This is a genomic window from Massilia sp. Masssp93 (assembly GCF_059491295.1).
Map to the genome: position 1 here is coordinate 6946667 of NZ_CP168502.1, position 19997 is coordinate 6966663.

Sequence of the window (19997 nt, forward strand, 5' to 3'; positions counted from 1 at the left end):
ACTCAGGACAGTGCACTATATGTCGGCACGCCTATCCGGCGCGGGTGAAAATCGGGAGCGGCAGGGCCGGCGCCCGTCTGCTAGGATGACGGGATGGCTCTCCTGCTCGTCCCCGGCTTCATGGCCGACGAAACCCTGTGGGACGACATGCTGCCGGCGCTGGCGCGCTTCGGCCCCGTCGTCCACGCCGACCTGCGCCACGACACGTCGGTCGAGGCGATGGCGCGCCGCGTCCTCGAGACCGCACCACCTTCCTTTTTGCTCGTGGGTTTTTCGATGGGCGGCTACGTCGCCCGCGCGATCGCGCGCCAGGCGTCGGCACGCGTGCGCGCGCTCGTGCTGATTGCCACGTCCACCCGCGGCGACACGGCCGCGCTGCAGAAGCGCAAGGGCGCGATCGCGAGCGCGGCGCCGTCCATCGCCTTCAGCGGCTTGAGCCGCACAGCCGTCGCCACGTCGTTGCACCCGGACCGCCGCGACGACGACGCGCTGATCGAGCGGATACGCGCGATGGGCACGCGTCTCGGCGGCGAGGTGTTCCGGCGCCAGTCGATGCTGGACCGGCCGGGCGACCTCGAACGTTCCGGCGAGATCCGCTGCCCGACGCTCGTCGTGGCCGCCGCGCAGGACCAGTTGCGCAGCCTGGCGGAGGCGCGCGAGATGGCGGCCGCGATCCCCGGCGCCACGCTCGCCGTCATCGAGGACACCGGCCACATGATCCCGATCGAGGCGCCGCGGCGCCTGCTCGACGTGATCGTGCCCTGGCTGGCGGCGCACACGGCCGGTTGATGCGCGGCGTCAGCCCTGCCAGGGCGTGAACAGGATGCCGTTCGCGATCAGGTCCGCCACCGCGTCGTGGTTCTCGCCGCTCTCGCTGAACGCGGCCAGCACGTCCGGCAGGCTCGCCTGCCTGGCGTCGAGGACGTGCAGCCAGTAGTCGTACCCGGCCTGCTCCGGTGTCCGGTGCAGCACGTTGTGATACAGCCGGTTCACGAGGTCGGCATTGCTCGCCCCGCCGTACATGTCCTTGAACTCGTTCGACGTCGCAAAGCCGGCCGCCAGGTCCTGCACGGACGAGCCCTTGTCCATCGCACCGATCCAGTAGCCCAGTCCGGGCAGGTCCGGCGTACGGTCGAACGCGGCACGATAGAAGCGGTAGGCCGCGCCGGCGCCGCCGTCCGTGTCCAGCGCCAGCGTGGCGTCGGCGAAGGTCACGCGTTCGATGCCCTGCAGCGTGTCGGTGCCGTCGGTGCCGCCCGTTCTCTGGTCGGCCACGTGCCAGCCGGCGGCGTCGTGGCTGATCTTGTAGTCGCCTGACTTGCCGTCGTAGCTGGCCGTATCGCGGCCGGTGCCGCCGGCAAGCACGTCGTTGCCGGCGCCGCCGTGCAGGACGTCGTCGCCGTCGCCGCCGTCGAGGGTGTCGTTGCCGGCGGTGCCGGCCAGCTGGTCGGTGCCGGCGGTGCCGGTGTGGGTTTCGCCGGGTGTCGGCGCCGGTGGCGTGGGTGTGGGTGTGGGTGTGGGCGTGGGTTCCGGCGTCGGCGCCGGGGAGGGCAGCGGCGTGGGCGTGGGCGCCACGTCCGGATGCGGGTTGACGCCGCCGACGATGTTGTCCGCGACGAGCGTCGATGCCTGCACGTTCTTCAGCGTCAGCGCGGTCTGGAAGCCGGATGGGCCGCCCGGGCCGTCGGCGTCGAACTGCACCAGTGTGTCGGTGCCGTTCTGGTCGAGGCGCAGGTAGCCGCTGCCGAACGGATTGGCGCCGTGGCTGTACGCTTCCAGCAGGGTGGAGAGATCGAGCTTGTCGCCGTCTTTGCCCGCCTGGAAGTCGGTGACGAAGTAATTCGCCCCGGCGCTCGCGCCGGCCACGAACACATCGTGCCCGGTGCCGCCCGTCGCGACGGCCTCGTTGGGGCCGGCGAACGCGGGGTCGACGGTGAACGTGTCGTCGCCGGCGCCGCCGTCGAGGACGACGTGAAAGGCCTGCGTGGCTTCCCGGTTGGCGCTGACGGACAGCGTGTCGTTGCCGCCTCCGCCCTGGAGCAGGTCGTTGCCGCCCGAGGTCTGGAGCGTGTCGTCGCCATCGCCGCCGACGAGCGTGTCGTTGCCGTTGCCGCCGACGAGCATGTCGTCGCCCGCGTCGCCCATGAGGAGGTCGTTGCCGTCCTGGCCGTCGATGTGGTCGTTGCCGTCGCCGCCGTGGATCGTGTCGTCGACGCTGGTGCCGGTCAGTATGTCCTTGCCCGCCGTGCCTTCGAGCAGCGAGCCCTTCGTCGAACCGTCGGTCGGCCAGCCGCCCGTGTTTTCCGGCACGAGTTTCGTCATGTCGACGTTCTTCAGGATGACGATGTCGTGATAATCGTCCGGACCGTTCGCGCCGTCCCGGTCGAGTTGCAGGACCGTGTCGGCGCCGCGCTGCAGGAACCGGTAGTAGCCGCCCGAGAACGGCGTGGCGCCGCTCGGGGCGCCCGTCCAGTACGAGGAGGACGTCAGGACGTCGCCGCCCGCGCCGGCCTGGAAGTCGGTGATGGTGATCGCGATCGGGTCATCGAAGCGGTTCTGGTCGACGCGGTAGGTATCCTTGCCGGCGCCGCCCGACAATTGCACGTCCGCGGCGTTGTCCCCGAACAGGTCGATGTAGAAGGTATCGTCGCCGTCGCCGCCGCTGGCATGGATGACGTCGCCGTCGCGCACGTGGCCGCCTGCCAATATGATGTCCAGCACGTCGTTGCCGCTGCCGCCATCCAGCGTGTCGCTGCCGTACCAGCTGTCCAGCACGTCGTTGCCGGCGCCGCCATGCAGCACGTCGTTGCCCGTCATGATGGTCGAGGGCTGGTTGCCGACGCGGTCGCCGTCCAGGTTGTCGTCACCGGCGCCGCCGTCCAGGGTGTCGTTGCCGATGCCCCCGTCGAGTGTATCGTTGCCGAGACCGCCGCTGAGCGTGTCGTCGCCGGCGCTGCCGATCAGCCAGTCCGCGCCGGTCGTCCCGGTCAGCACGTGGCCGCTGCCGACCACGTCGTAACCGCTCCAGAAATTGTCCGCGCCGAGGGCGGTGTGGTCCACGTTCTTCAGGATTAGGAGGTCGGTGAAGCCCAACGGTCCGCCGCCGTCGCGGTCGGCCAGCACCACGGTGTCGGCACCGCGCTGTTCGAGTCTCAGATTGCCTTGCGGGCCGAACACCGAATCGTTCGTGGCGCGCGCGATCGCCGACAGGTCGATCCGATCGCCGCCGCTGCCGGCCTGGAAATCGGTGATGGTGACGAGGCTCGTGTCCGTCGCCACTTCGATGATGTAGGTGTCGTGGCCGGCACCTCCGTGCGCCATCACCTGGCCCCCCCAGCCTCCCAGCGCCAGGATCATGGTATCGTCGCCGTCGCCGCCTTCGAGGTGGAGCGGGCCTGTCGACGGCGTCAGGCCGAAGTCGGTACTTACCTTCAACACGTCGTCGCCGCTGCCGCCGTCGAGTGTATCGTTGTAGCTGTTGCTGTCCAGGGTGTCGTTGCCCAGGCCGCCCAACAGGACGTCGCCGTCGCCATGGTAGACGGTGAGCACGTCGTCGCCGTTGCCGCCGTCGAGGGTCGTGTGGCCATGTTCTCCTCGCAGCTGGTCGTTCCCGTCGCCGCCTTCCAGCGTGTCGTTATACATGCCGGCGAGGTTGTCGTTGCCGCTGCCGCCGAACAGGTGGTCGTTGCCGCTGCCGATCAGCACGTCCTGGCCATCGTCGCCGTACAGCAGGTCGGTGCCGCCTTGCCCGCCCCACAAATAGTCGTTGCCGCCGCCGCCGTGCAGGACGTCGTCGAGGAAGTCGCCGACCAGCGAATCGTCGCCGGCGCCGCCCTGCAGGTCCAGGCCGGCCGGCGAGCCGTCCGGGTGGATACCTATCGGGAAGTTGTCGCTCGTGAGGGACGCCGCGGCGACGTTTTCCAGCACGGCCATCGTCTTGCCCGTCGTGTCGGATGGGTTGGCGAGCAGTACGAGCCGGGTATCGTTGCCGTCCTGGACGAGGCGCAGCACGCCAGCCGCGCCAAACGGATTGCCGAGAAATTCAAAACCGTGAAACAGCGGGACGACATCGAGCACATCACCGCCCTTGCCAGCCTGGAAATCCTTGATGACGAGCGTGTCGGATGGCGTGTCGGTCACGGTGAAGCCGAACGTGTCGATGCCGGCGCCGCCGGTGACGTCGACGACGGCATGCGCGACGTCGTTGGTGCGGTCGATGGTGATGGTGTCGTTGCCGTCGCCACCGTCGACCGTGAAGTGCCACGTCCGGCCCGGCGTCGTGTCGTTCAGGACGATTCGGATCGTGTCGTCGCCGGTGCCGCCGTGCACGACGTCGTTGCCGTTGCCGGCCGTGAGGACATCGTTGCCGGCGCCGCCATCGAGGGTCGAGTCGCCGCGCTCCGCATTGGTCGGCACGCTGGAGCCGTCGATGGTGTCGTTGCCGGCGCCGCCGTCCAGCACGTTGGCGCCGAAGCCGTCCACGAGCGTGTCGTTGCCGTCGCCGCCGGCGAGGGTGTCGTTGCCCGTGCCGCCGGACAGGCTGTCGTTGCCGGTGCCGCCGTCGAGGCTGTCGTTGCCCACGTCGCCGCGCAGTACGTCGTTGCCCGCGCCGCCGTGCACGACATCGTCGCCATAGCCGCCGTCGACAGTGTCGCCGCCGGCCGGCTCGTTGCCGCCGTCGATGACATCCCGGCCGGGTCCGCCGGCGATGCTGTCGCTGCCGGTGCCGCCCGAGATCGTGTCGTCGAGCGCGGTGCCGCTCAGCGTGTCGTTGCCCGGTGTGCCCGTGAGCACGTGGCCCGCATCCGTGCCGGAAGGATCGTAGCCGCCCACGAAGGCGGCCGCCGTCAGGGACGCCAGCTTCGTACCGGCCAGCGTCGCGAGCGGCGTCCAGTCGTGGGCGGTGCCGGCGGCGCCGTCGAGGTCGACGTACAGTTTGACGTCGCTGCCGTCCTGCTCGGCTTTCACATAGCCGGCACCGAAGGGATTGCTGCCCAGGCTGGCCGGCAGCAGCTTGCCGATGTCCAGCTTGTCGCCGCCCGCGGCGGAAAAGTCCGTGATGGTGACGCTGCCGCCCGTCAGGCCATTGCCCAGCACGAAAGTATCGGCGCCGGCGCCGCCGCTCGCGCTCACGCTGGCGCTGCTGTCGTGGCCGAATACGAGCACGTCCTGGCCGTCGCCGCCGCGCACGAGCACGGTGTGCGGCGCGCTGCCCGCGGCGGTGATCGTGATGGTGTCGTTGCCCGTACCGCCATCCACCGTGTCGTTGCCGTCGCCGGCGCCGATGATGTCGTTGCCGCCATCGCCGTAGACCTGGTCGTCGCCGTGGCCGGCATCGATGACGTCGTTGCCGTCGCCGCCATGGATCGTGTCGTTCAGCGGCGTGCCGGTGAGCGTCTCGGCTGCCGCCGTGCCGGTGATGGCCTGACCGGTGATCGATCCGTCAGGCCGGTATCCGGCCAGGTTGTCCGCGACGAGCCTGGCCGCATCGATGTCCTTGAGGATGACGACGTCCTGGAACGACGCGGCGGTGCCCGTGCCGTCGGCATCGAATTCGAGCACGGCATCGCTGCCGCGCTGCTCGATCTTGTAATAGCCGGCGAATGGCGTCACGCCTTGCCAGTTACCGGTACTGAACGCGTCGAGCACGTCGCCGTTCGTACCGGTCAGGAAGTCGGTGATCGTGACGACGGCGGCGTCCGGCTCAGCCGCGCTGCCGGACATCGCGCCATTCTGAACAACGGTCACGGCCCCCTGCCGCAGGATGAAAGTGGTCATGGTTGCATCTTATTATTCTAAAGAAACAACTATTACCGAACTTGTCCATAATGTCCAGAAGCCCTTGAAAATGAAGGGCTTGGGTGATTTTCTGTGAGAATTTACGCCTGGTTCTGCAGCTTGCGAACCGCCTCCGCCACCCCCTGCCCATACGCCGGATCCGCTTTCAGGAAATGGCCGATCTGGCGATCCTGGATGACGGCATCCGCCCCGGACAGCGAACCCGCGATGTTCTCGATCAGGTTGCGCTTGCCGTCGTCGGACAGCAGGCGGAACAGGTTGCCCGCCTGCGTGAAATGGTCATCGACGGCGCGGGTGTCGTAGCGCGCCGCGTTGCCTTCCACGGGCCAGCCGGCGTCGCCGTGGCCGAAGCCCCCTTGCGCCGGGACGTCCGCATGCACCGGATCGTAATTCGCCGCCGCGCCGCCGTTGGCGACCGCCATCGCGCCGTCGCGCTGCTGGTTGTGGAACGGGCAGCGCGGACGGTTCACCGGCAGGTGCTGGTGGTTCGTGCCGACGCGGTACAGCTGGGCGTCGTGGTAGGCGAACAGGCGTGCCTGCAGCATCTTGTCTGGGCTGTAGCCCAGGCCCGGCACGATGTTCGACGGCGACAGGGCGGCCTGCTCGACGTCGGCGTGGTAGTTGTCCGGATTGCGGTTCAGTTCCAGGATGCCGACGGGGGTGCGCGGGAACTCGCCCTGCGGCCACACCTTGGTGAGATCGAATGCGTCCCAGCCGGTCTTCGCCTCCCAGGCGGCGCGCTGGGCGTCGTCCATCACCTGGATCTCCACGCTCCAGCGCGGGAAGTCGCCCTGGGCGATGGCGTGGAACAGGTCGCGCTGGGCATAGTCCGGGTCGACGCCGGCCAGGCGCTGGGCTTCGCTTGCACTCAGGTTCTTGATGCCCTGCAGCGTCTTGAAATGCCACTTGACCCAGACCCGTTCGCCCGCGTCGTTGATGAGGCTATAGGTGTGGCTGCCGAAGCCGTCCATGTGGCGGTAGCCGTCCGGGATGCCGCGGTCGGAGAACAGGATCGTCACCTGGTGCAGGCTTTCCGGTGCGCGGCTCCAGAAATCCCACACGTTCTGCGCCGATTTGAGGTTCGTCAGCGGGTCGCGCTTTTGCGTGTGGATGAAGTCGGGGAACTTGATGCCGTCCTTGAGGAAGAACGTCGGTGTGTTGTTGCCCACCAGGTCCCAGTTGCCTTCTTCGGTGTAGAAGCGGACGGCGAAACCGCGCGGATCGCGTGCCGTGTCGGCCGAACCCTTTTCGCCGCCGACGGTCGAGAAGCGCAGGAACGTCTCCGTCTGCTTGCCGATGGCCGAGAATAATGCCGCCTTCGTGTACTTGCTGACGTCGTGCGTGACGGTGAAGGTGCCGTAGGCGCCCGAACCCTTCGCGTGCACGACGCGCTCGGGGATGCGCTCGCGGTTGAAATGCTGCAGTTTTTCGATCAGGTGGAAGTCCTGCAGCAGCACGGGGCCGCGCGGGCCGGCCGTGATCGAATTCTGGTTGTCGTCGACGGGGATGCCGGAGGCGGTGGTGAGTTTGGTCATGGCGGCTCTTTCAATGGTTGAGCTATCGATGTTTTTTATTCGATAGCTGCGATCTATTCACAACCATGGTAGAGCGCGACGGGCATCCATGCAAACTATCTGTTTATATGGATCTCATAGGAAAAATTAATCCCATGAAGCTGCTTAGTGAGCGAAAGCTATTGACCCGGTCGGGAACCGGGGCAGTCGACCGGGGTCAGAGTCGACCGGGGTCAGAGCCCGATTTTGGGCAATTGCCCAAATCGGGGCTCTGACCCCGGTTTGTGTTAGATCAGGCTCAGCGTGACGTCGATGTTGCCGCGGGTGGCGTTCGAGTACGGGCACACGATGTGGGCCGCGTCCACCAGGTCCTGCGCGACGGCGCGGTCCAGGCCCGGCAGGCTCACGGCCAGTTCCACGGCCAGGCCGAAACCGTTGGGGATCGGGCCGATCGAGACGCTGGCGTCGATGGCGGCATCGGCCGGGACGACGACTTTCTTTTGTGCGGCGACGAACTTGATGGCGCCCATGAAGCAGGCCGAGTAGCCGGCGGCGAACAGTTGTTCCGGGTTGGTGGCGTCACCCTTGCCGCCCATTTCTTTCGGCGGAGCCAGTTTCACGTCCAGCAGGCCGTCGTCGCTGCGGGATTGGCCTTCGCGGCCGCCGGTGGTGTGGGCCTTGGCGGTGTACAGGACTTTATCGAGTTTGGTGGTCATCGGATTACCTTTCAGTGGTTGGGTTCGTACTGCACATAAATCGTTTTACATCGCACCGCCGGCGAGCCTGTCGCGCATGGCCTTGATCTCGCCGGCGAGTCTCACAACTTCCTGCACGTCGCAGCCGGTGGCGCCCAGGATGCACGCCGGGATGCCGGCCGCGTCATCCTTCAGCGCGCGCGCCTGGGCCGTCAGCCGGATCACGACGCGGCGCTCGTCCTGCGGATCGCGGGAGCGGTCGACCAGGCCCTGGGCCTCGAGCCGCTTCAGCAGCGGGGTCAACGTGCCGGAATCCAGGTACAGGCGCTCGCCGATGTCCGACACGCTCAGGCCGTCGCGCTCCCACAGCACCAGCAGCACCAGGTACTGCGGATACGTCACGCCCAGCCTGTCCAGGTGCGGCTTGTACACCTTCGTCATCGCCAGCGATGCCGAGTGCAGTGCGAAGCACAGCTGGTTGTCGAGCAGGAGAGCAGCGTTTGCGTCGTTCGTTTCCATGGGCTGAACTATAGCGCGCAATTCAATTGCGCACAATATGTTTATTTTTATGCAGGCTATAGCTTGAATCAATTAACGCGGTGCGCCGAAGACCTGGGTCCAGTACGCGGTGCGGTTGCGGTTCCGCGGATCGATGGCGTAGGCCGCACCCATTTCCGTGAAGGCCGGGTTCATGATGTTGGCGCAGTGGCCCGGGCTGTCCAGCCAGGACGCGACGGCTTCGTCGACCGTACGCTGGCCCGACGCGATGTTCTCGCCCACGCGGACCCAGCGATAGCCGGCCTTCGTCGCGCGGTCGGCGGGGAGGCTGCCGTCCGGCTGCTTGTGGTTGAAATAGTGTTGATGAGCCATGTCGGCGCTGTGGGCGAGGGCGGCCTGGCCCAGCAGCGGGTTCCACGTGAGCGGTCCGGCGGGGCCGAACGCCTGCGTCCCGCACGTGCGCGGCCGGGCGCGCGCGGCGTTCACGAGCGCGAGGATGTCCTGGCCCGCATTCGGCCAGTCCGGCAGCGGCGGAATGACGACGGGCTGCGCCAGCACGATCTGCCAGTCGTCGCCGACGTGCGCCGTGCCCACCGCGGCGAACTCGGCGGCGCGCAGCGTGCGGCAATATTTTTGTCCGATGACGTCCATCGCCGCGCGCGCATCCGGCGGCCCCGTGACCGTGATCGCCTCGGCATGCTCGGCCTCGTAGCCGGCGTCGCGCAGGGCCGGTTCGAGGAAGGTGCCGGGGCCGATGCGGATGCGCGCCAGAGCCGGCTCGACGGCCAGGCGTCCTGCCGGCGCGGCGGGCCGGCCGTCGCAGTCGGCGGGTGCGGCGCGGTACGCGTTGATCAGGTCGGCGAGTTCGTCCGCGCGCGCGGGCACGGCGGCGGCCAACGTGGCGACGAACGGGACAAGACGGGCGAAGGCGGGCATGGGAACGATGCAGGAAAGGCTGGAGCATAGATGGGGACAGCGGCGCGGAATTCCAGCCGGCCTGGACGCTTGGCAGCGGGCAATGGTTCCTTTAGCATCGCAAGCTCACCCAACCGTGGAGACACCCATGAAGCGTACTCTGTGCAGCGCCCTCATCACGGGCCTGCTCGCAGGCCAGGCCTACGCGGCCCCGGCCGACACCGCCGCATCCGCAAACGCAACCGCAACCGCAAACGCATCCTCAACCGCAACCGCCGCCGCGACGTCGTCCGGCGTCGACCGGGCCGCCGTCGATCCGGCCGTCCGCCCGCAGGACGATTTCTTCCGCTACTCGCAAGGCAAGTGGCTGCACGACGTCGACATCCCGGCCGACCGTTCCAGCTGGGGCGCGTTCAATGTGGCGCAAGAAAAGGTCGAGGCGCAGATCCGCACCTTGATCGAACAGGCCGCGCAGGACCCGGCCGCCAGGCCCGGCTCGGACGCGCAAAAGATGGGCGACTACTACGCCAGCTTCATCGACCGAGCGCACCGCGACGCGCTCGGCCTGGCGCCGCTGAAGCCCGAACTGGCCCGTATCGCGGCCTTGCGGGACAAGCGGCAACTGGCCGCGCTGGCCGCCCACGTCAGCCGCATCGGCGCGGGCGGTCCGCTCGCGCTGTCGGTCCAGCAGGACAGCAGGCACTCCACGCGCTACCTCGTGGACATCTCCCAATCCGGCCTCGGCATGCCCGACCGCGACTACTACCTGCAGGACGATGCGAAACTGGCCGACACGCGCGCCGGCTACCGGGCGCACGTGGAAAAGCTGCTGGCGCTGGCCGGGCAGCCGGACGCCGCCGGCCAGGCCGCGCGCGTCGTCGCGCTCGAGACGGCGCTGGCGCAGGCGCAGTGGAGCGCCGTCGAGAACCGCGACCCCGTCAAGACGTACAACAAGGTGACGGTCGCGCAACTGGAGGCGCTGGCGCCCGGCTTCGACTGGAGCGTGTGGATGAAGGCGCAGGACATCGCCGGCAAGGCGGATGCCGTCAACGTCAGCCAGCCGGGCTATCTGCGCCAACTGGACGGCATCATCGCCGCCACGCCGGTCGACACGTGGAAGGCATACTTCACGTTCCGCGTCCTGAGCGCGTACGCGCCGTATCTGTCGCAGCCGTTCGTCGACGAGAGTTTCGCGTTCCGCGGCACGGTGCTGTCCGGCGCGAAGGTCAACCGCCCGACGGAGAAGCTCGCGATCGCCCAGATCAACCGCGACCTGGGCGAGGTCGTGGGCAAGGTCTATGTGGAGCACTACTTCCCGGCCGAGCGCAAGCGCCAGGTCGAGGAGATGGTCCACAACTTCCTGCTGGCCTACAAGGAGAGCATCGAGACGCTCGACTGGATGACGCCCGACACGAAGAAGCAGGCGCAGGCCAAGCTGGCGAAGATCGCCGTCAAGGTCGGCTACCCGGACAAGTGGCGCGATTATGCCGGCCTCACCGTCAGGCGCGACGACCTCGTCGGCAACGTGATGCGCTCGCGCGAATTCGCGCACCGCTACGCCGTCGCCAAGCTGGGCAAGCCGGTCGACCGCGCCGAATGGCATATGACGCCGCAGACCGTGAACGCCTACTACAGCCCGGAGATGAACGAGGTCGTGTTCCCGGCCGCGCGGCTGCAGGCGCCGCTGTACGATCCGGATGCGGAGCCCGCGATCAACTACGGCGCCGTCGGCATCTCCATCGGCCACGAGATCAGCCACGCATTCGACGACCAGGGCGCCCAGTACGACGGCGACGGCAACCTGCGCAACTGGTGGACGAAGGAAGACGGCGAAAAATTCGCCGCGAAGGGCAAGGTGCTCGTGGCGCAGTATGCCGGCTACAGCCCGGTCGACGGCTATCACCTGAACGGCGAGCTGACGCTGGGCGAGAACATCGCCGACAACGCCGGCGCCGTCATGGCCAGCCGCGCCTACCGGATCTCGTTGCACGGCAAGCCCGCACCCGTGATCGACGGCTTCACGGCCGAGCAGCGCATCTTCATGGGCCTCGCGCAGGCGCGGCGCGGCAAGGCGCGCGACGCGGCGCTCATCGCGCAGGTAAAGTCCGATCCGCACTCGCCGGCGGAATTCCGCGTCAACGGCAGCCTGCGCAACCACCCGGGTTTTTACGAAGCGTTCGGCGTCAAGCCGGGCGACAGGATGTACCTGGCGCCGCAGGACCGCGTCGTGTTCTGGTAAGCGCCGATCGACACTTTTCAGCAAGGGGAAGCGAATGAACACCGAAGAATCGGGACCGGAGAGCACGGCGGCGCGGGTCGCGTTGTGGCGCGCCCTGCACGTGCAGGCCGACCCGCCGCCGCACGTCTTCACGGACGACGTCGGCCTCGCGCTGCTGGCGCCGGGCGCCGGATGGCGCAGCCGTGACGACATGGCGCCGCAGTTCACGCGCCCCTTCCGCGCGTCCATCGTGGCGCGCGCACGTTTTACCGAGGACCTGGTCGTCGAGCAGGCCGGCCGCGGCGTCGGCCAGTATGTGATCCTGGGCGCCGGCCTCGACAGCTTTGCCCAGCGGCGGCCGGAGATCGCGTCGCGCCTTCGCGTCTTCGAGATCGACCGGCCGGGCCCGCAGGCGTGGAAGCGGCGGCGGCTCGTCGAACTCGGTTTCGGCGTGCCCGACTGGCTGCATTTCGTGCCGGTCGATTTCGAGCGGGGCGCGTCGTGGTGGGATGAACTGGCGGCGGCCGGGTTCGACGCGGGCAAGCCGGCCGTCGTCGTGTCCACGGGCGTCAGCATGTATCTGACCCGGGATGCCAACATGGCGACGCTGCGCCGGCTCGCCGCGCTCGCGCCCGGGTCGACCTTTGCCATGACGTTCCTGCTGCCGCTGGACAAGCCCGCTCCGGCGGACCGCAAGGAACTGCAACAGGCGGACGAGGGCGCGCGCGCCAGCGGCACGCCCTTCCTCAGTTTCTTCACCCCGGCCGAGATCCTCGCGCGCGCGCGCGAGGCCGGCTTCGGGGACGTGCGGCATGTGTCGGCCGTCGACCTGACCCGGCGCTATTTCGCGGACCGGACCGACGGCCTCCACCCGCCCGCCAATGGCGAGGAGTTCCTGGTCGCGACGACGTGACCGTTCGGTGGCGCAGCGCGTGCGCGGCCGTGGGGATTACAATCAGGACATCAACCTGAAGGAATTACCCATGCGTCTGATCCGCTTCGCCGCCTTGTTCTCGCTGGCCTGTGTGCCCGCCGCCCACGCCCAATCGCAAGTCAAGATCGGCAGCGCGTCGCCGCTGTCCGGCCCCAGCGCGCACCAGGGCAAGGACATCGAGAACGGCGCCCGCCTGGCGATCGACGACCTGAACGCGCAGGGCGCGACCATCGCGGGCAAGAAGGTCAAATGGGTGCTGCAGGCCGAGGACGACGGCAGCGATCCGAAGCTCGGCACGGCCGTCGCGCAAAAGCTCGTGGACGGCGGCGTGGTGGCGGTCGTCGGCCACCTGAATTCCGGCACGACGGTGCCGGCCTCGAAGATCTATGAGAGCGCGGGTATCCCGCAGATTTCTCCGGCCGCCACGACGCCGCTGTACACGCACCAGGGCTACAAGACGGCGTTCCGCGTCGTCGCCAACGACGACCTCGTGGGCCGCGTGCTGGCGAATTACGCGATCAACACCCTCAAGGCGAACAAGATCGCCGTCATCGACGACCGCACCGCGTTCGGCCAGGGCCTCGCGGACCAGTTCGCGAAGGACGTCAAGAGGATTGGCGGCGCGCAGATCGTCAGCCGCCAGTTCACCAACGACCGTGCGACCGATTTCAACGCCATCCTCACGCAGATCCGCGCGCGCCGCCCCGACGTGATTTTTTATGGCGGCATGGACGCCACGGCCGGCCCCATGCTGAAGCAGATGCAGGCGCTCGGCATCGATGCGAAATTCGTGTCGGGCGACGGTGTGTGCTCGGAAAAGCTGCCGCTGCTGGCCGGCACGGCGCTCGGCGACGACAAGGTCATCTGCGTCGTCGCCGGCGGCGTCGATGCGCCGCTGGAGGCAGGCATGGCGGCCTTCTCGGCACGCTACAAGAAGCGCTACGGCATGGCATTCCAGAAGTACGCGCCGTACGCTTACGACGCCACGCTGGCGTTCGCCGCCGCGATGCGCGCGGCCGGATCGTCCGACCCGGCGAAATTCCTGCCGGCCCTCGCGCACATCAAGTACCAGGGCATCACGGGCACCATCGCCTTCGATGCGAACGGCGACCTGCGCGACGCGGCGCTCACGCTGTACACCTACCGCCGTGGCCGGCTGACGAAGCTGCGGGTCGTGCGCGACAGCAGCGGCAGCGCGGCCGGCGCGCACTGAGGCGCCGCCGGGGCGCTCAATCCGTCACGACGTGCCAGACGTTCATCTTCTTGTCGCCTGCGCGCTCGCCTGCCTTCTTGTCCTTGACGAACGTGTACAGCGGCTTGCCGTGGTAGGCGAGCTGCTTGGTGCCGTCGTCGCGCACGATGGTCGAATAGGGCGCGGGCAGGGCTGAGTCGCCCGCTTTCACGGCCGGCCAGTTTTCCGCGCACGGGCCCGAGCAGGCGCTCTTGCCGCTGCCGGCGACGTCCTTGTCGAAGGTGTAGACCGTCATGCCATGGGCATCGACGAGGATGCCGTCGACCTTCTTGACCGGCGCGGGACCGGCGGCATGGGCGGGCAGGGCGCACAGGGCGCACAGGGTGGAAAGGCAGGCAATACCAAGGTTCACGGCTTTCATGGAGAAGCTCCTTGTTGAAAACATCGGACATCGGTTGTCAGGACTGCCCGGCCATTCTAGACCATAGTGCAGGCTATAATGCGCGGTTCCGGCCGTCCCGCCCAACCTGATTCTCCCCATGTCCCTCGACTGGTTTTCGCCGGCGCAATGCGTCGGCTATATCGCGTTCGTCCTCGGCGTCGCCTGCGCCGTGCAAAAGGACGACCGCCGCTTCAAGCTGTTCATGGCCGGCGAATGCCTCGCCTACATCGTCCACTTCGCCCTGCTCGGCGACCCGACCCCTGTCGCCAGTACGACGATGTCGCTGCTGCGCTCCGTGCTGGCGCTGTACACGCGCTCGCTGTGGGTGGCGGGCGGCGTCGTCGCGATGAACCTCGTCCTCGGGTTGTCGCTCGCCACGCGCATGACGGACTGGCTGCCCCTGGCCGCATCCTGCATCGGCACGCTCGCCCTGTTCCTGCTGCGCGGCGTGCCCATGCGTCTCTTGATGCTGTGCGGGACGTTCCTGTGGATCGCGAACAACATCATCGCCGGTTCGATCGGCGGCACGGCGCTCGAGATCGTGATGGCTGTCGTGAACACGACGACGATCTGGCGCATGGTCCGCGCGGCGCGGGTGGCGCAGCCGGCCTGAGGTCCATCAACGCCGCTCGTGGAGGGCGGCGGGGCGATCGGGGATAATAACGCCTCGATTTGCTTACGATACACCCGCACATGGAATTCACCCGCGACGACATCAGGCGCCAGTTCGATCCCGGCACGTTTGGCCGGGGCGAGGAGTATGCGCGGAAAGGCCGGGTCCTCGGCATCGACCTGGACGGCGACAAGATCTACGGCGAAGTCGAAGGCAGCGGCAACAACGTCTACGAGCAGAAGATCCGCGTAACGAACGGCAAGCACGGCGTTCAGTTCAAGGGCGACTGCGGCTGTCCGATGAACTTCAACTGCAAGCATGTCGTGGCCGTGCTGCTGACCATGCTGGACCGTGCCGCGCCGGACGTGCCGATGGCGGCCGAGCGCTGGCTGCAGCAGCTGACGGCGCTGCAGGACTACCTGCACCGAGCCCAGGGACCGTCGGCGGACAACGCCTTCCGGATCATCTACGTGCTCGTCCCCGACCGTCATGGCAAGGCATTGAGCCTGCATTCGTACGTGGCGCGCATGAACGGGGACGGCAGCATTGCCGGCGCCGACATCATGAACGACCCACAGTCCCTGCTGACGATGCGGCCGTCCTACGTCCGGTTCGAGGACGAAGAGCCGCTGCTCCTGCTGGCCGCGATGCGTACCGGACTGGCGGCGCCCAGGCCGACGGGCGTGCTCGGCGCCCGGTTGCTGGGCATGCTGAGCGCCGAAGGCCGGCTGTGGCGCGCACGCTCGCAGCATGCGGCCTCGCGGGGCGACCTGCGGCTGATGGCGCCGGGCCCGCGGCGAGCCATCGACATCGCGTGGCGCCAGCATCCGGCCAACCGCGAGGCGGTCGTGCTGGACTGGCATCTCGACGACGGCGGGACGGTCGAGCAGATATTGCCGACCGATCCGATGACCTATCTGGACGATCTCATGCTCGGCGTACTGGCGGTGCCCGAGCAATTCGCAGGCATGCCGTCGGCGGCCTTGCTGGACCTGGTCGCGCAGGCGCCGATGCTGCGGGCGGAACAGCGCAGCGGGGTGGCCGCACGCCTGGTCGAACTGGGCCTGGACGGGCTCATGCCCACACCGGCAGCGCTCGAGGTGCGCGAGCGGCGCGACGTCGCGCCCGTGCCGTGCCTGCTGCTGGACAGCCTGCAGATGTCGACGCGCCGCGACTGGGTCTGGCGCGACGTGGCCGTCCTGTCCTTCGACTACGACGGCCTCTCCACGGACGGCGTCGACGAACCCGTCGTGCGTCGTGCGCTCGAGGACGGCATCGACGTGATCGTGCGCGATCAGAAGGCCGAAGCCGCCGCTGCCGCCTGGCTGGCCGCGTCCGGCTTCGCCTCGCCGCCGCCGGGGGACCCCTTGCTCGACGACTGGTGGGACGCCCTGGTATTGCCGGACGAGTCCGCGTGGCTGGCCTTCGTGCGCGATGAATTGCCGCGCCTGCGCGCGGCCGGCTGGCTGGTCGAGATCGATGACGACTTCCGCTACGCCGTCGCGGAAGTCGAAGCGTGGTATGCCGACCTGGACGAAGGCGGGCAGGACGGCAGCGGCTGGTTCGACCTCGAACTCGGCGTCATCGTGGCCGGCGAGCGCTATCCGCTGCTGCCGCTGCTGCTGGATATGATCCGCGAAGCACCGACGAAATTCGACGCCGCCGCCCTGGCCGCGCGCGCCGATACCGACGAACTCCTGGTCGAATTGTCCGGCCTGACGCGCGTAGCCCTGCCGTGGGGCCGCGTGAAACCCATCCTCGCGACGCTGGGCGAACTGTATTTCAGCGACCGCATCGGCGCGACCATCCGCCTGCCCGCGCTGGACGCGGCGCGCCTGGCGGAGCTGGAGCGGGCGGCGCGGATGCGCTGGCTCGGTGGCGACCGTCTGCGCGACCTGGGCCGCAAGCTGCACGATTTCTCCGGCATCCGCCCGGTGGACGTGCCGGCCGGCCTGTGCGCGCAGCTGCGCCCTTACCAGCGCACGGGTCTGGACTGGATGCAATTCCTGCGCGAATACGGCTTCGGCGGCATCCTGGCCGACGACATGGGCCTCGGCAAGACAATCCAGACGCTCGCCCACATCCTCGTCGAAAAAGAGGCGGGCCGGCTCGACGCGCCGGCGCTCGTCGTCGCCCCGACTAGCCTGATGGGCAATTGGCAGGCGGAAGCGGCACGCTTTGCGCCGGGCTTGCGCGTCCTGCTCCTGCACGGCAAGGACCGCAAAGCGTTATTCGACCAGGTCGGCGAGGCCGATCTCGTCCTGACGACCTACGCGTTGCTGGGCCGCGACGAGCTGGCGCTGCGCCAGCACCGCTACCACCTCCTGATTCTCGACGAAGCGCAGTACATCAAGAACAGCCGCGCGAAGGCGGCGCAGACGGTGCGCCTGCTCGACGCGCGTCACCGCCTGTGCCTGACCGGCACACCGGTGCAGAACCACCTCGGCGAATTGTGGTCGCAGTTCCACTTCCTGATGCCGGGCCTGCTGGGCGACGAAAAACAATTCAATGCCGTGTTCCGCAAGCCGATCGAACTGCAGGGCGACGTCCAGCGCCAGGACTTGCTGGCGCGGCGCCTGAAACCCTTCATGTTGCGGCGTACGAAGGACAAGGTGGCGACGGAACTGCCGCCCAAGACGGAGATCGTGCTGCCCATCGAGCTCGACGGCGCCCAGCGCGACCTGTACGAAACCGTGCGCGTGGCGATGGACAAGAAGGTCCGCGACGCGATCGACAGCAAGGGCCTGGCGCGCAGCCACATCGTGATCCTCGACGCCTTGCTGAAACTGCGCCAGGTCTGCTGCGATCCGCGCCTGCTGGACGCGGCCGCGAAGGCCGGCTCCGCCAAGCTGGACGCGCTGCTGGAACTGCTCGACACCTTGCTGAGCGAGGGGCGCAACGTCCTCGTGTTTTCCCAGTTCACCAGCATGCTCGCATTGATCGAGGACGCCTTGCGCGCGCGCTCCATCGATTATGCGTTGCTGACCGGCGACACGCTTGATCGCGCGGCGCCCGTGGCCGCGTTCCAGCGGGGCGACGTGAACGTATTCCTGATCAGCCTGAAAGCGGGCGGCGTCGGCCTGAACCTGACCGCGGCCGATACCGTCATCCACTACGATCCGTGGTGGAATCCGGCCAGCGAAAACCAGGCGACCGACCGCGCCTGGCGCATCGGCCAGGACCAGCCCGTGTTCGTCTACAAGCTGATCGCGCGCGGCACGCTCGAGGAAAAAATCCAGGAAATGCAGCGGCGCAAGGGCGAACTCGCCAATGCCGTGCTGGATGCGGAAGGCGGGCTGGCGGCGGCCATCGGACCGGACGATTTGCGGGTGCTGCTCGCGCACACCGTGCACTAACGTACGGACGCCCGCGTCCGCCTCCGGCATCCTGAACCCATGATCAATTCGCTGACGAAAGGAGAACGATCATGGGCAAATACTTCCTGGCCTGGATCCTGGGCGTTCCGGCAATCGTGCTGGTCATCCTGTACCTGTTTTTCCACTGATCGCGGAAGCTCGCGACGACGAACGACGACGCCACTAGCCGGTGGCGTCGTCGTTTCGGGGATCAGGCCAGCGTGATGGCGACGTCGATGTTCCCGCGCGACATTTTCGAATACGGGCAGCGCTGGTGCGCGGCCTCGATCAGCCCTGCGGCGACATCGCGCGGCACGCCGGGCAGGCTCACGGCCAGGCGGGCCTGCAGCGCATAGCCGTCGGCGCCGGTGCCGAGGTCGACTTCGGCATCGACCGCCGTGTCCGCCGGCAGGGCGACATGCCGTTCCCGCGCCGCCAGTCCCATGGCGCCGATGAAGCAGGCCGACCAGCCGGCCGCGAACAGCTGCTCCGGATTGGTGCCCGTGCCGGCGCTGCCCGGCGGCGACAACGTGATGTCGAGACGCCCGTCTTCACTGCGCGCGCCGCCTTCGCGACCGCCGGTGGTGCGGGTTTTACCGGTGTACAGAACCTTGTCGATCTTGCTCATGATATCTCCTTGGGATTACAGGTGGTTGACGGCGATGACGGCATCGGCAAAGGCGCGCGGCGCTTCCTGCGGCAGGTTGTGGCCCACGCCGCCTTTGATGAGTTCATGCTTGTATTTGCCGGTGAAACGCTTGGCGTACGCGGCCGGTTCCGGGTGCGGCGCGCCGTTGGCGTCGCCTTCCAGCGTGATCGTCGGCACGGTGATGGCCGGGAACGTCGCCAGGCGGGCTTCCAGCTTCTCGTATTTCGCTTCGCTTTTTTCCAGGCCGAGGCGCCAGCGGTAGTTGAAGACGGTGATGGCGGCGTGGTCCGGATTGTCGAGGGCGGCGGCGCTGCGGTCGAAGGTGCGGTCGTCGAAATGCCACTGCGGCGATGCCGTTTGCCAGATCAGCTTGGCGAAATCGTGGTGGTTCTTTGCGTAGCCGGCCGCGCCGCGCTCGGTGGCGAAGTAGAACTGATACCACCATTGCAGCTCGGCCTTCGGCGGCAGCGGTTGCTTGCCGCTTTCCTGGCTGCCGATCAGGTAACCGCTGACGGACACCAGGCCCTTGACCCGCTCGGGCCACAGCGCGGCGACGATGTCGGCACTGCGCGCGCCCCAGTCGTAGCCGGCCAGCGTCGCCTTGTCGATCTTGAGGGCATCCATCAGGTCGATGACGTCCTGTGCCAGCGCCGCCGGTTCACCGTTGCGCACGGCGTGCGCGTCGAGGAAGCGCGTCGTGCCGTAGCCGCGCAGGTAGGGCACGATCACCCGGTAGCCGGCCTTCGTCAGCTGCGGCACGACCTCGTCATAGCTGTGGATGTCGTAGGGCCAGCCGTGCAGCAGGATCACGACGGGACCGTTGGCCGGACCGGCGTCGACGTAACCGACGTTCAGCACGCCGGCATCGATCTGCTTGATGGCCGGGAACGCGGCCGGGGCCTGGCCGGCCGTCTGTGCATGGGCCGTGCCGAGCGCGGTGACGGCGAGGACGGCGGCGCCGAGGACGTTGCGAAGCTTGCGGCTCATGTGCTGATTCATGTGCTGATTCATGTGATTTCTCCGGTGAAGGTCAGATGGTCTGCTGTAAATTACTTATCGCGATAATCATTATGTCGATAACTTTATCCGACGACACCGGGCTTTGCAAGCACAAAATCCATTATTTCGATAATTATTTTTCCTGCAGCGATCCGGGCACAAAGCGGGGCCGC

At 67.7% G+C, this 19997-nt stretch carries 14 protein-coding genes; 6 read left to right on the forward strand and 8 right to left on the reverse strand.

The genetic code is table 11. The annotated features are described in order from the left end of the window. The first annotated feature begins 93 nt into the window (after nucleotides 1-93). Entirely contained in the window at nucleotides 94-789 is a 696-nt protein-coding gene (locus ACEN9Q_RS29180) for an alpha/beta fold hydrolase (RefSeq protein WP_495626913.1), read from the forward strand. Nucleotides 790-798: 9 nt separating this feature from the next. Here the strand turns inward: ACEN9Q_RS29180 and ACEN9Q_RS29185 are convergent, their stop codons facing one another. From ACEN9Q_RS29185 to ACEN9Q_RS29205, 5 genes are all read right to left on the reverse strand, one after another. Continuing rightward, a complete protein-coding gene (locus ACEN9Q_RS29185) occupies nucleotides 799-5778 on the reverse strand; it encodes a type I secretion C-terminal target domain-containing protein (protein WP_495626914.1) in 4980 nt (1659 codons plus the stop codon). Nucleotides 5779-5879: 101 nt separating this feature from the next. Then, nucleotides 5880-7334 carry a catalase gene (locus ACEN9Q_RS29190; RefSeq protein ID WP_495626915.1) on the reverse strand — a complete coding sequence of 485 codons (1455 nt, stop codon included), beginning with the start codon at nucleotides 7332-7334 and terminating at the stop codon, nucleotides 5880-5882. A gap of 266 nt (nucleotides 7335-7600) precedes the next feature. Further along, nucleotides 7601-8029, reverse strand: coding sequence for an organic hydroperoxide resistance protein (locus ACEN9Q_RS29195; protein WP_056438217.1), 429 nt, complete (start codon nucleotides 8027-8029; stop codon nucleotides 7601-7603). 45 nt (nucleotides 8030-8074) lie between these two features. Continuing rightward, on the reverse strand, nucleotides 8075-8527 hold the full coding sequence (locus ACEN9Q_RS29200; RefSeq protein WP_056438214.1) for a MarR family winged helix-turn-helix transcriptional regulator: 453 nt from the start codon (nucleotides 8525-8527) through the stop codon (nucleotides 8075-8077). Between the two features lie 72 nt (nucleotides 8528-8599). Further along, complete coding sequence (locus ACEN9Q_RS29205) at nucleotides 8600-9442, reverse strand: CAP domain-containing protein (RefSeq protein WP_495626916.1); 843 nt, start codon at nucleotides 9440-9442, stop codon at nucleotides 8600-8602. 127 nt (nucleotides 9443-9569) lie between these two features. Between ACEN9Q_RS29205 and ACEN9Q_RS29210 the strand changes: the two genes are divergently transcribed. From ACEN9Q_RS29210 to ACEN9Q_RS29220, 3 genes are all read left to right on the forward strand, one after another. Further along, the gene (locus ACEN9Q_RS29210; protein WP_495626917.1) at nucleotides 9570-11660 is read left to right on the forward strand and encodes a M13 family metallopeptidase; all 2091 of its coding nucleotides are present in this window, start codon (nucleotides 9570-9572) and stop codon (nucleotides 11658-11660) included. 34 nt (nucleotides 11661-11694) lie between these two features. Continuing rightward, nucleotides 11695-12552, forward strand: coding sequence for a class I SAM-dependent methyltransferase (locus ACEN9Q_RS29215; protein WP_495626918.1), 858 nt, complete (start codon nucleotides 11695-11697; stop codon nucleotides 12550-12552). 70 nt (nucleotides 12553-12622) lie between these two features. Beyond that, complete coding sequence (locus tag ACEN9Q_RS29220) at nucleotides 12623-13786, forward strand: branched-chain amino acid ABC transporter substrate-binding protein (RefSeq protein ID WP_495626919.1); 1164 nt, start codon at nucleotides 12623-12625, stop codon at nucleotides 13784-13786. Between the two features lie 16 nt (nucleotides 13787-13802). Here the strand turns inward: ACEN9Q_RS29220 and ACEN9Q_RS29225 are convergent, their stop codons facing one another. Continuing rightward, on the reverse strand, nucleotides 13803-14186 hold the full coding sequence (locus ACEN9Q_RS29225; protein ID WP_495626920.1) for a COG4315 family predicted lipoprotein: 384 nt from the start codon (nucleotides 14184-14186) through the stop codon (nucleotides 13803-13805). Between the two features lie 118 nt (nucleotides 14187-14304). On the opposite strand from ACEN9Q_RS29225, the gene ACEN9Q_RS29230 reads away from it, so the two are divergent. Beyond that, nucleotides 14305-14820 carry a YgjV family protein gene (locus ACEN9Q_RS29230; protein ID WP_495626921.1) on the forward strand — a complete coding sequence of 172 codons (516 nt, stop codon included), beginning with the start codon at nucleotides 14305-14307 and terminating at the stop codon, nucleotides 14818-14820. Between the two features lie 80 nt (nucleotides 14821-14900). Further along, the gene (locus ACEN9Q_RS29235; protein ID WP_495626922.1) at nucleotides 14901-18176 is read left to right on the forward strand and encodes a DEAD/DEAH box helicase; all 3276 of its coding nucleotides are present in this window, start codon (nucleotides 14901-14903) and stop codon (nucleotides 18174-18176) included. Between the two features lie 211 nt (nucleotides 18177-18387). Here ACEN9Q_RS29235 and ACEN9Q_RS29240 read toward each other — a convergent pair whose 3' ends face one another. Next, nucleotides 18388-18804 (reverse strand): organic hydroperoxide resistance protein, encoded by a 417-nt coding sequence (locus tag ACEN9Q_RS29240; RefSeq protein ID WP_495626923.1) that lies wholly within the window; start codon nucleotides 18802-18804, stop codon nucleotides 18388-18390. 15 nt (nucleotides 18805-18819) lie between these two features. Further along, nucleotides 18820-19824: an alpha/beta fold hydrolase gene (locus tag ACEN9Q_RS29245; RefSeq protein WP_495629008.1), complete on the reverse strand. Its 1005-nt coding sequence runs from the start codon at nucleotides 19822-19824 to the stop codon at nucleotides 18820-18822. Nucleotides 19825-19997: the final 173 nt, after the last annotated feature.

What these genes read in the sequence shown, in the direction of transcription:
- ACEN9Q_RS29220 (WP_495626919.1), top strand. Translation starts at nt 12,623, where the DNA reads ATGCGTCTGATCCGCTTCGCCGCCTTGTTCTCGCTGGCCTGTGTGCCC.
- ACEN9Q_RS29245 (WP_495629008.1), bottom strand. Translation starts at nt 19,824, where the DNA reads ATGAATCAGCACATGAGCCGCAAGCTTCGCAACGTCCTCGGCGCCGCC.
- ACEN9Q_RS29195 (WP_056438217.1), bottom strand. Translation starts at nt 8,029, where the DNA reads ATGACCACCAAACTCGATAAAGTCCTGTACACCGCCAAGGCCCACACC.
- ACEN9Q_RS29205 (WP_495626916.1), bottom strand. Translation starts at nt 9,442, where the DNA reads ATGCCCGCCTTCGCCCGTCTTGTCCCGTTCGTCGCCACGTTGGCCGCC.
- ACEN9Q_RS29200 (WP_056438214.1), bottom strand. Translation starts at nt 8,527, where the DNA reads ATGGAAACGAACGACGCAAACGCTGCTCTCCTGCTCGACAACCAGCTG.
- ACEN9Q_RS29240 (WP_495626923.1), bottom strand. Translation starts at nt 18,804, where the DNA reads ATGAGCAAGATCGACAAGGTTCTGTACACCGGTAAAACCCGCACCACC.
- ACEN9Q_RS29235 (WP_495626922.1), top strand. Translation starts at nt 14,901, where the DNA reads ATGGAATTCACCCGCGACGACATCAGGCGCCAGTTCGATCCCGGCACG.
- ACEN9Q_RS29190 (WP_495626915.1), bottom strand. Translation starts at nt 7,334, where the DNA reads ATGACCAAACTCACCACCGCCTCCGGCATCCCCGTCGACGACAACCAG.
- ACEN9Q_RS29185 (WP_495626914.1), bottom strand. Translation starts at nt 5,778, where the DNA reads ATGACCACTTTCATCCTGCGGCAGGGGGCCGTGACCGTTGTTCAGAAT.
- ACEN9Q_RS29180 (WP_495626913.1), top strand. Translation starts at nt 94, where the DNA reads ATGGCTCTCCTGCTCGTCCCCGGCTTCATGGCCGACGAAACCCTGTGG.
- ACEN9Q_RS29225 (WP_495626920.1), bottom strand. Translation starts at nt 14,186, where the DNA reads ATGAAAGCCGTGAACCTTGGTATTGCCTGCCTTTCCACCCTGTGCGCC.
- ACEN9Q_RS29230 (WP_495626921.1), top strand. Translation starts at nt 14,305, where the DNA reads ATGTCCCTCGACTGGTTTTCGCCGGCGCAATGCGTCGGCTATATCGCG.
- ACEN9Q_RS29210 (WP_495626917.1), top strand. Translation starts at nt 9,570, where the DNA reads ATGAAGCGTACTCTGTGCAGCGCCCTCATCACGGGCCTGCTCGCAGGC.
- ACEN9Q_RS29215 (WP_495626918.1), top strand. Translation starts at nt 11,695, where the DNA reads ATGAACACCGAAGAATCGGGACCGGAGAGCACGGCGGCGCGGGTCGCG.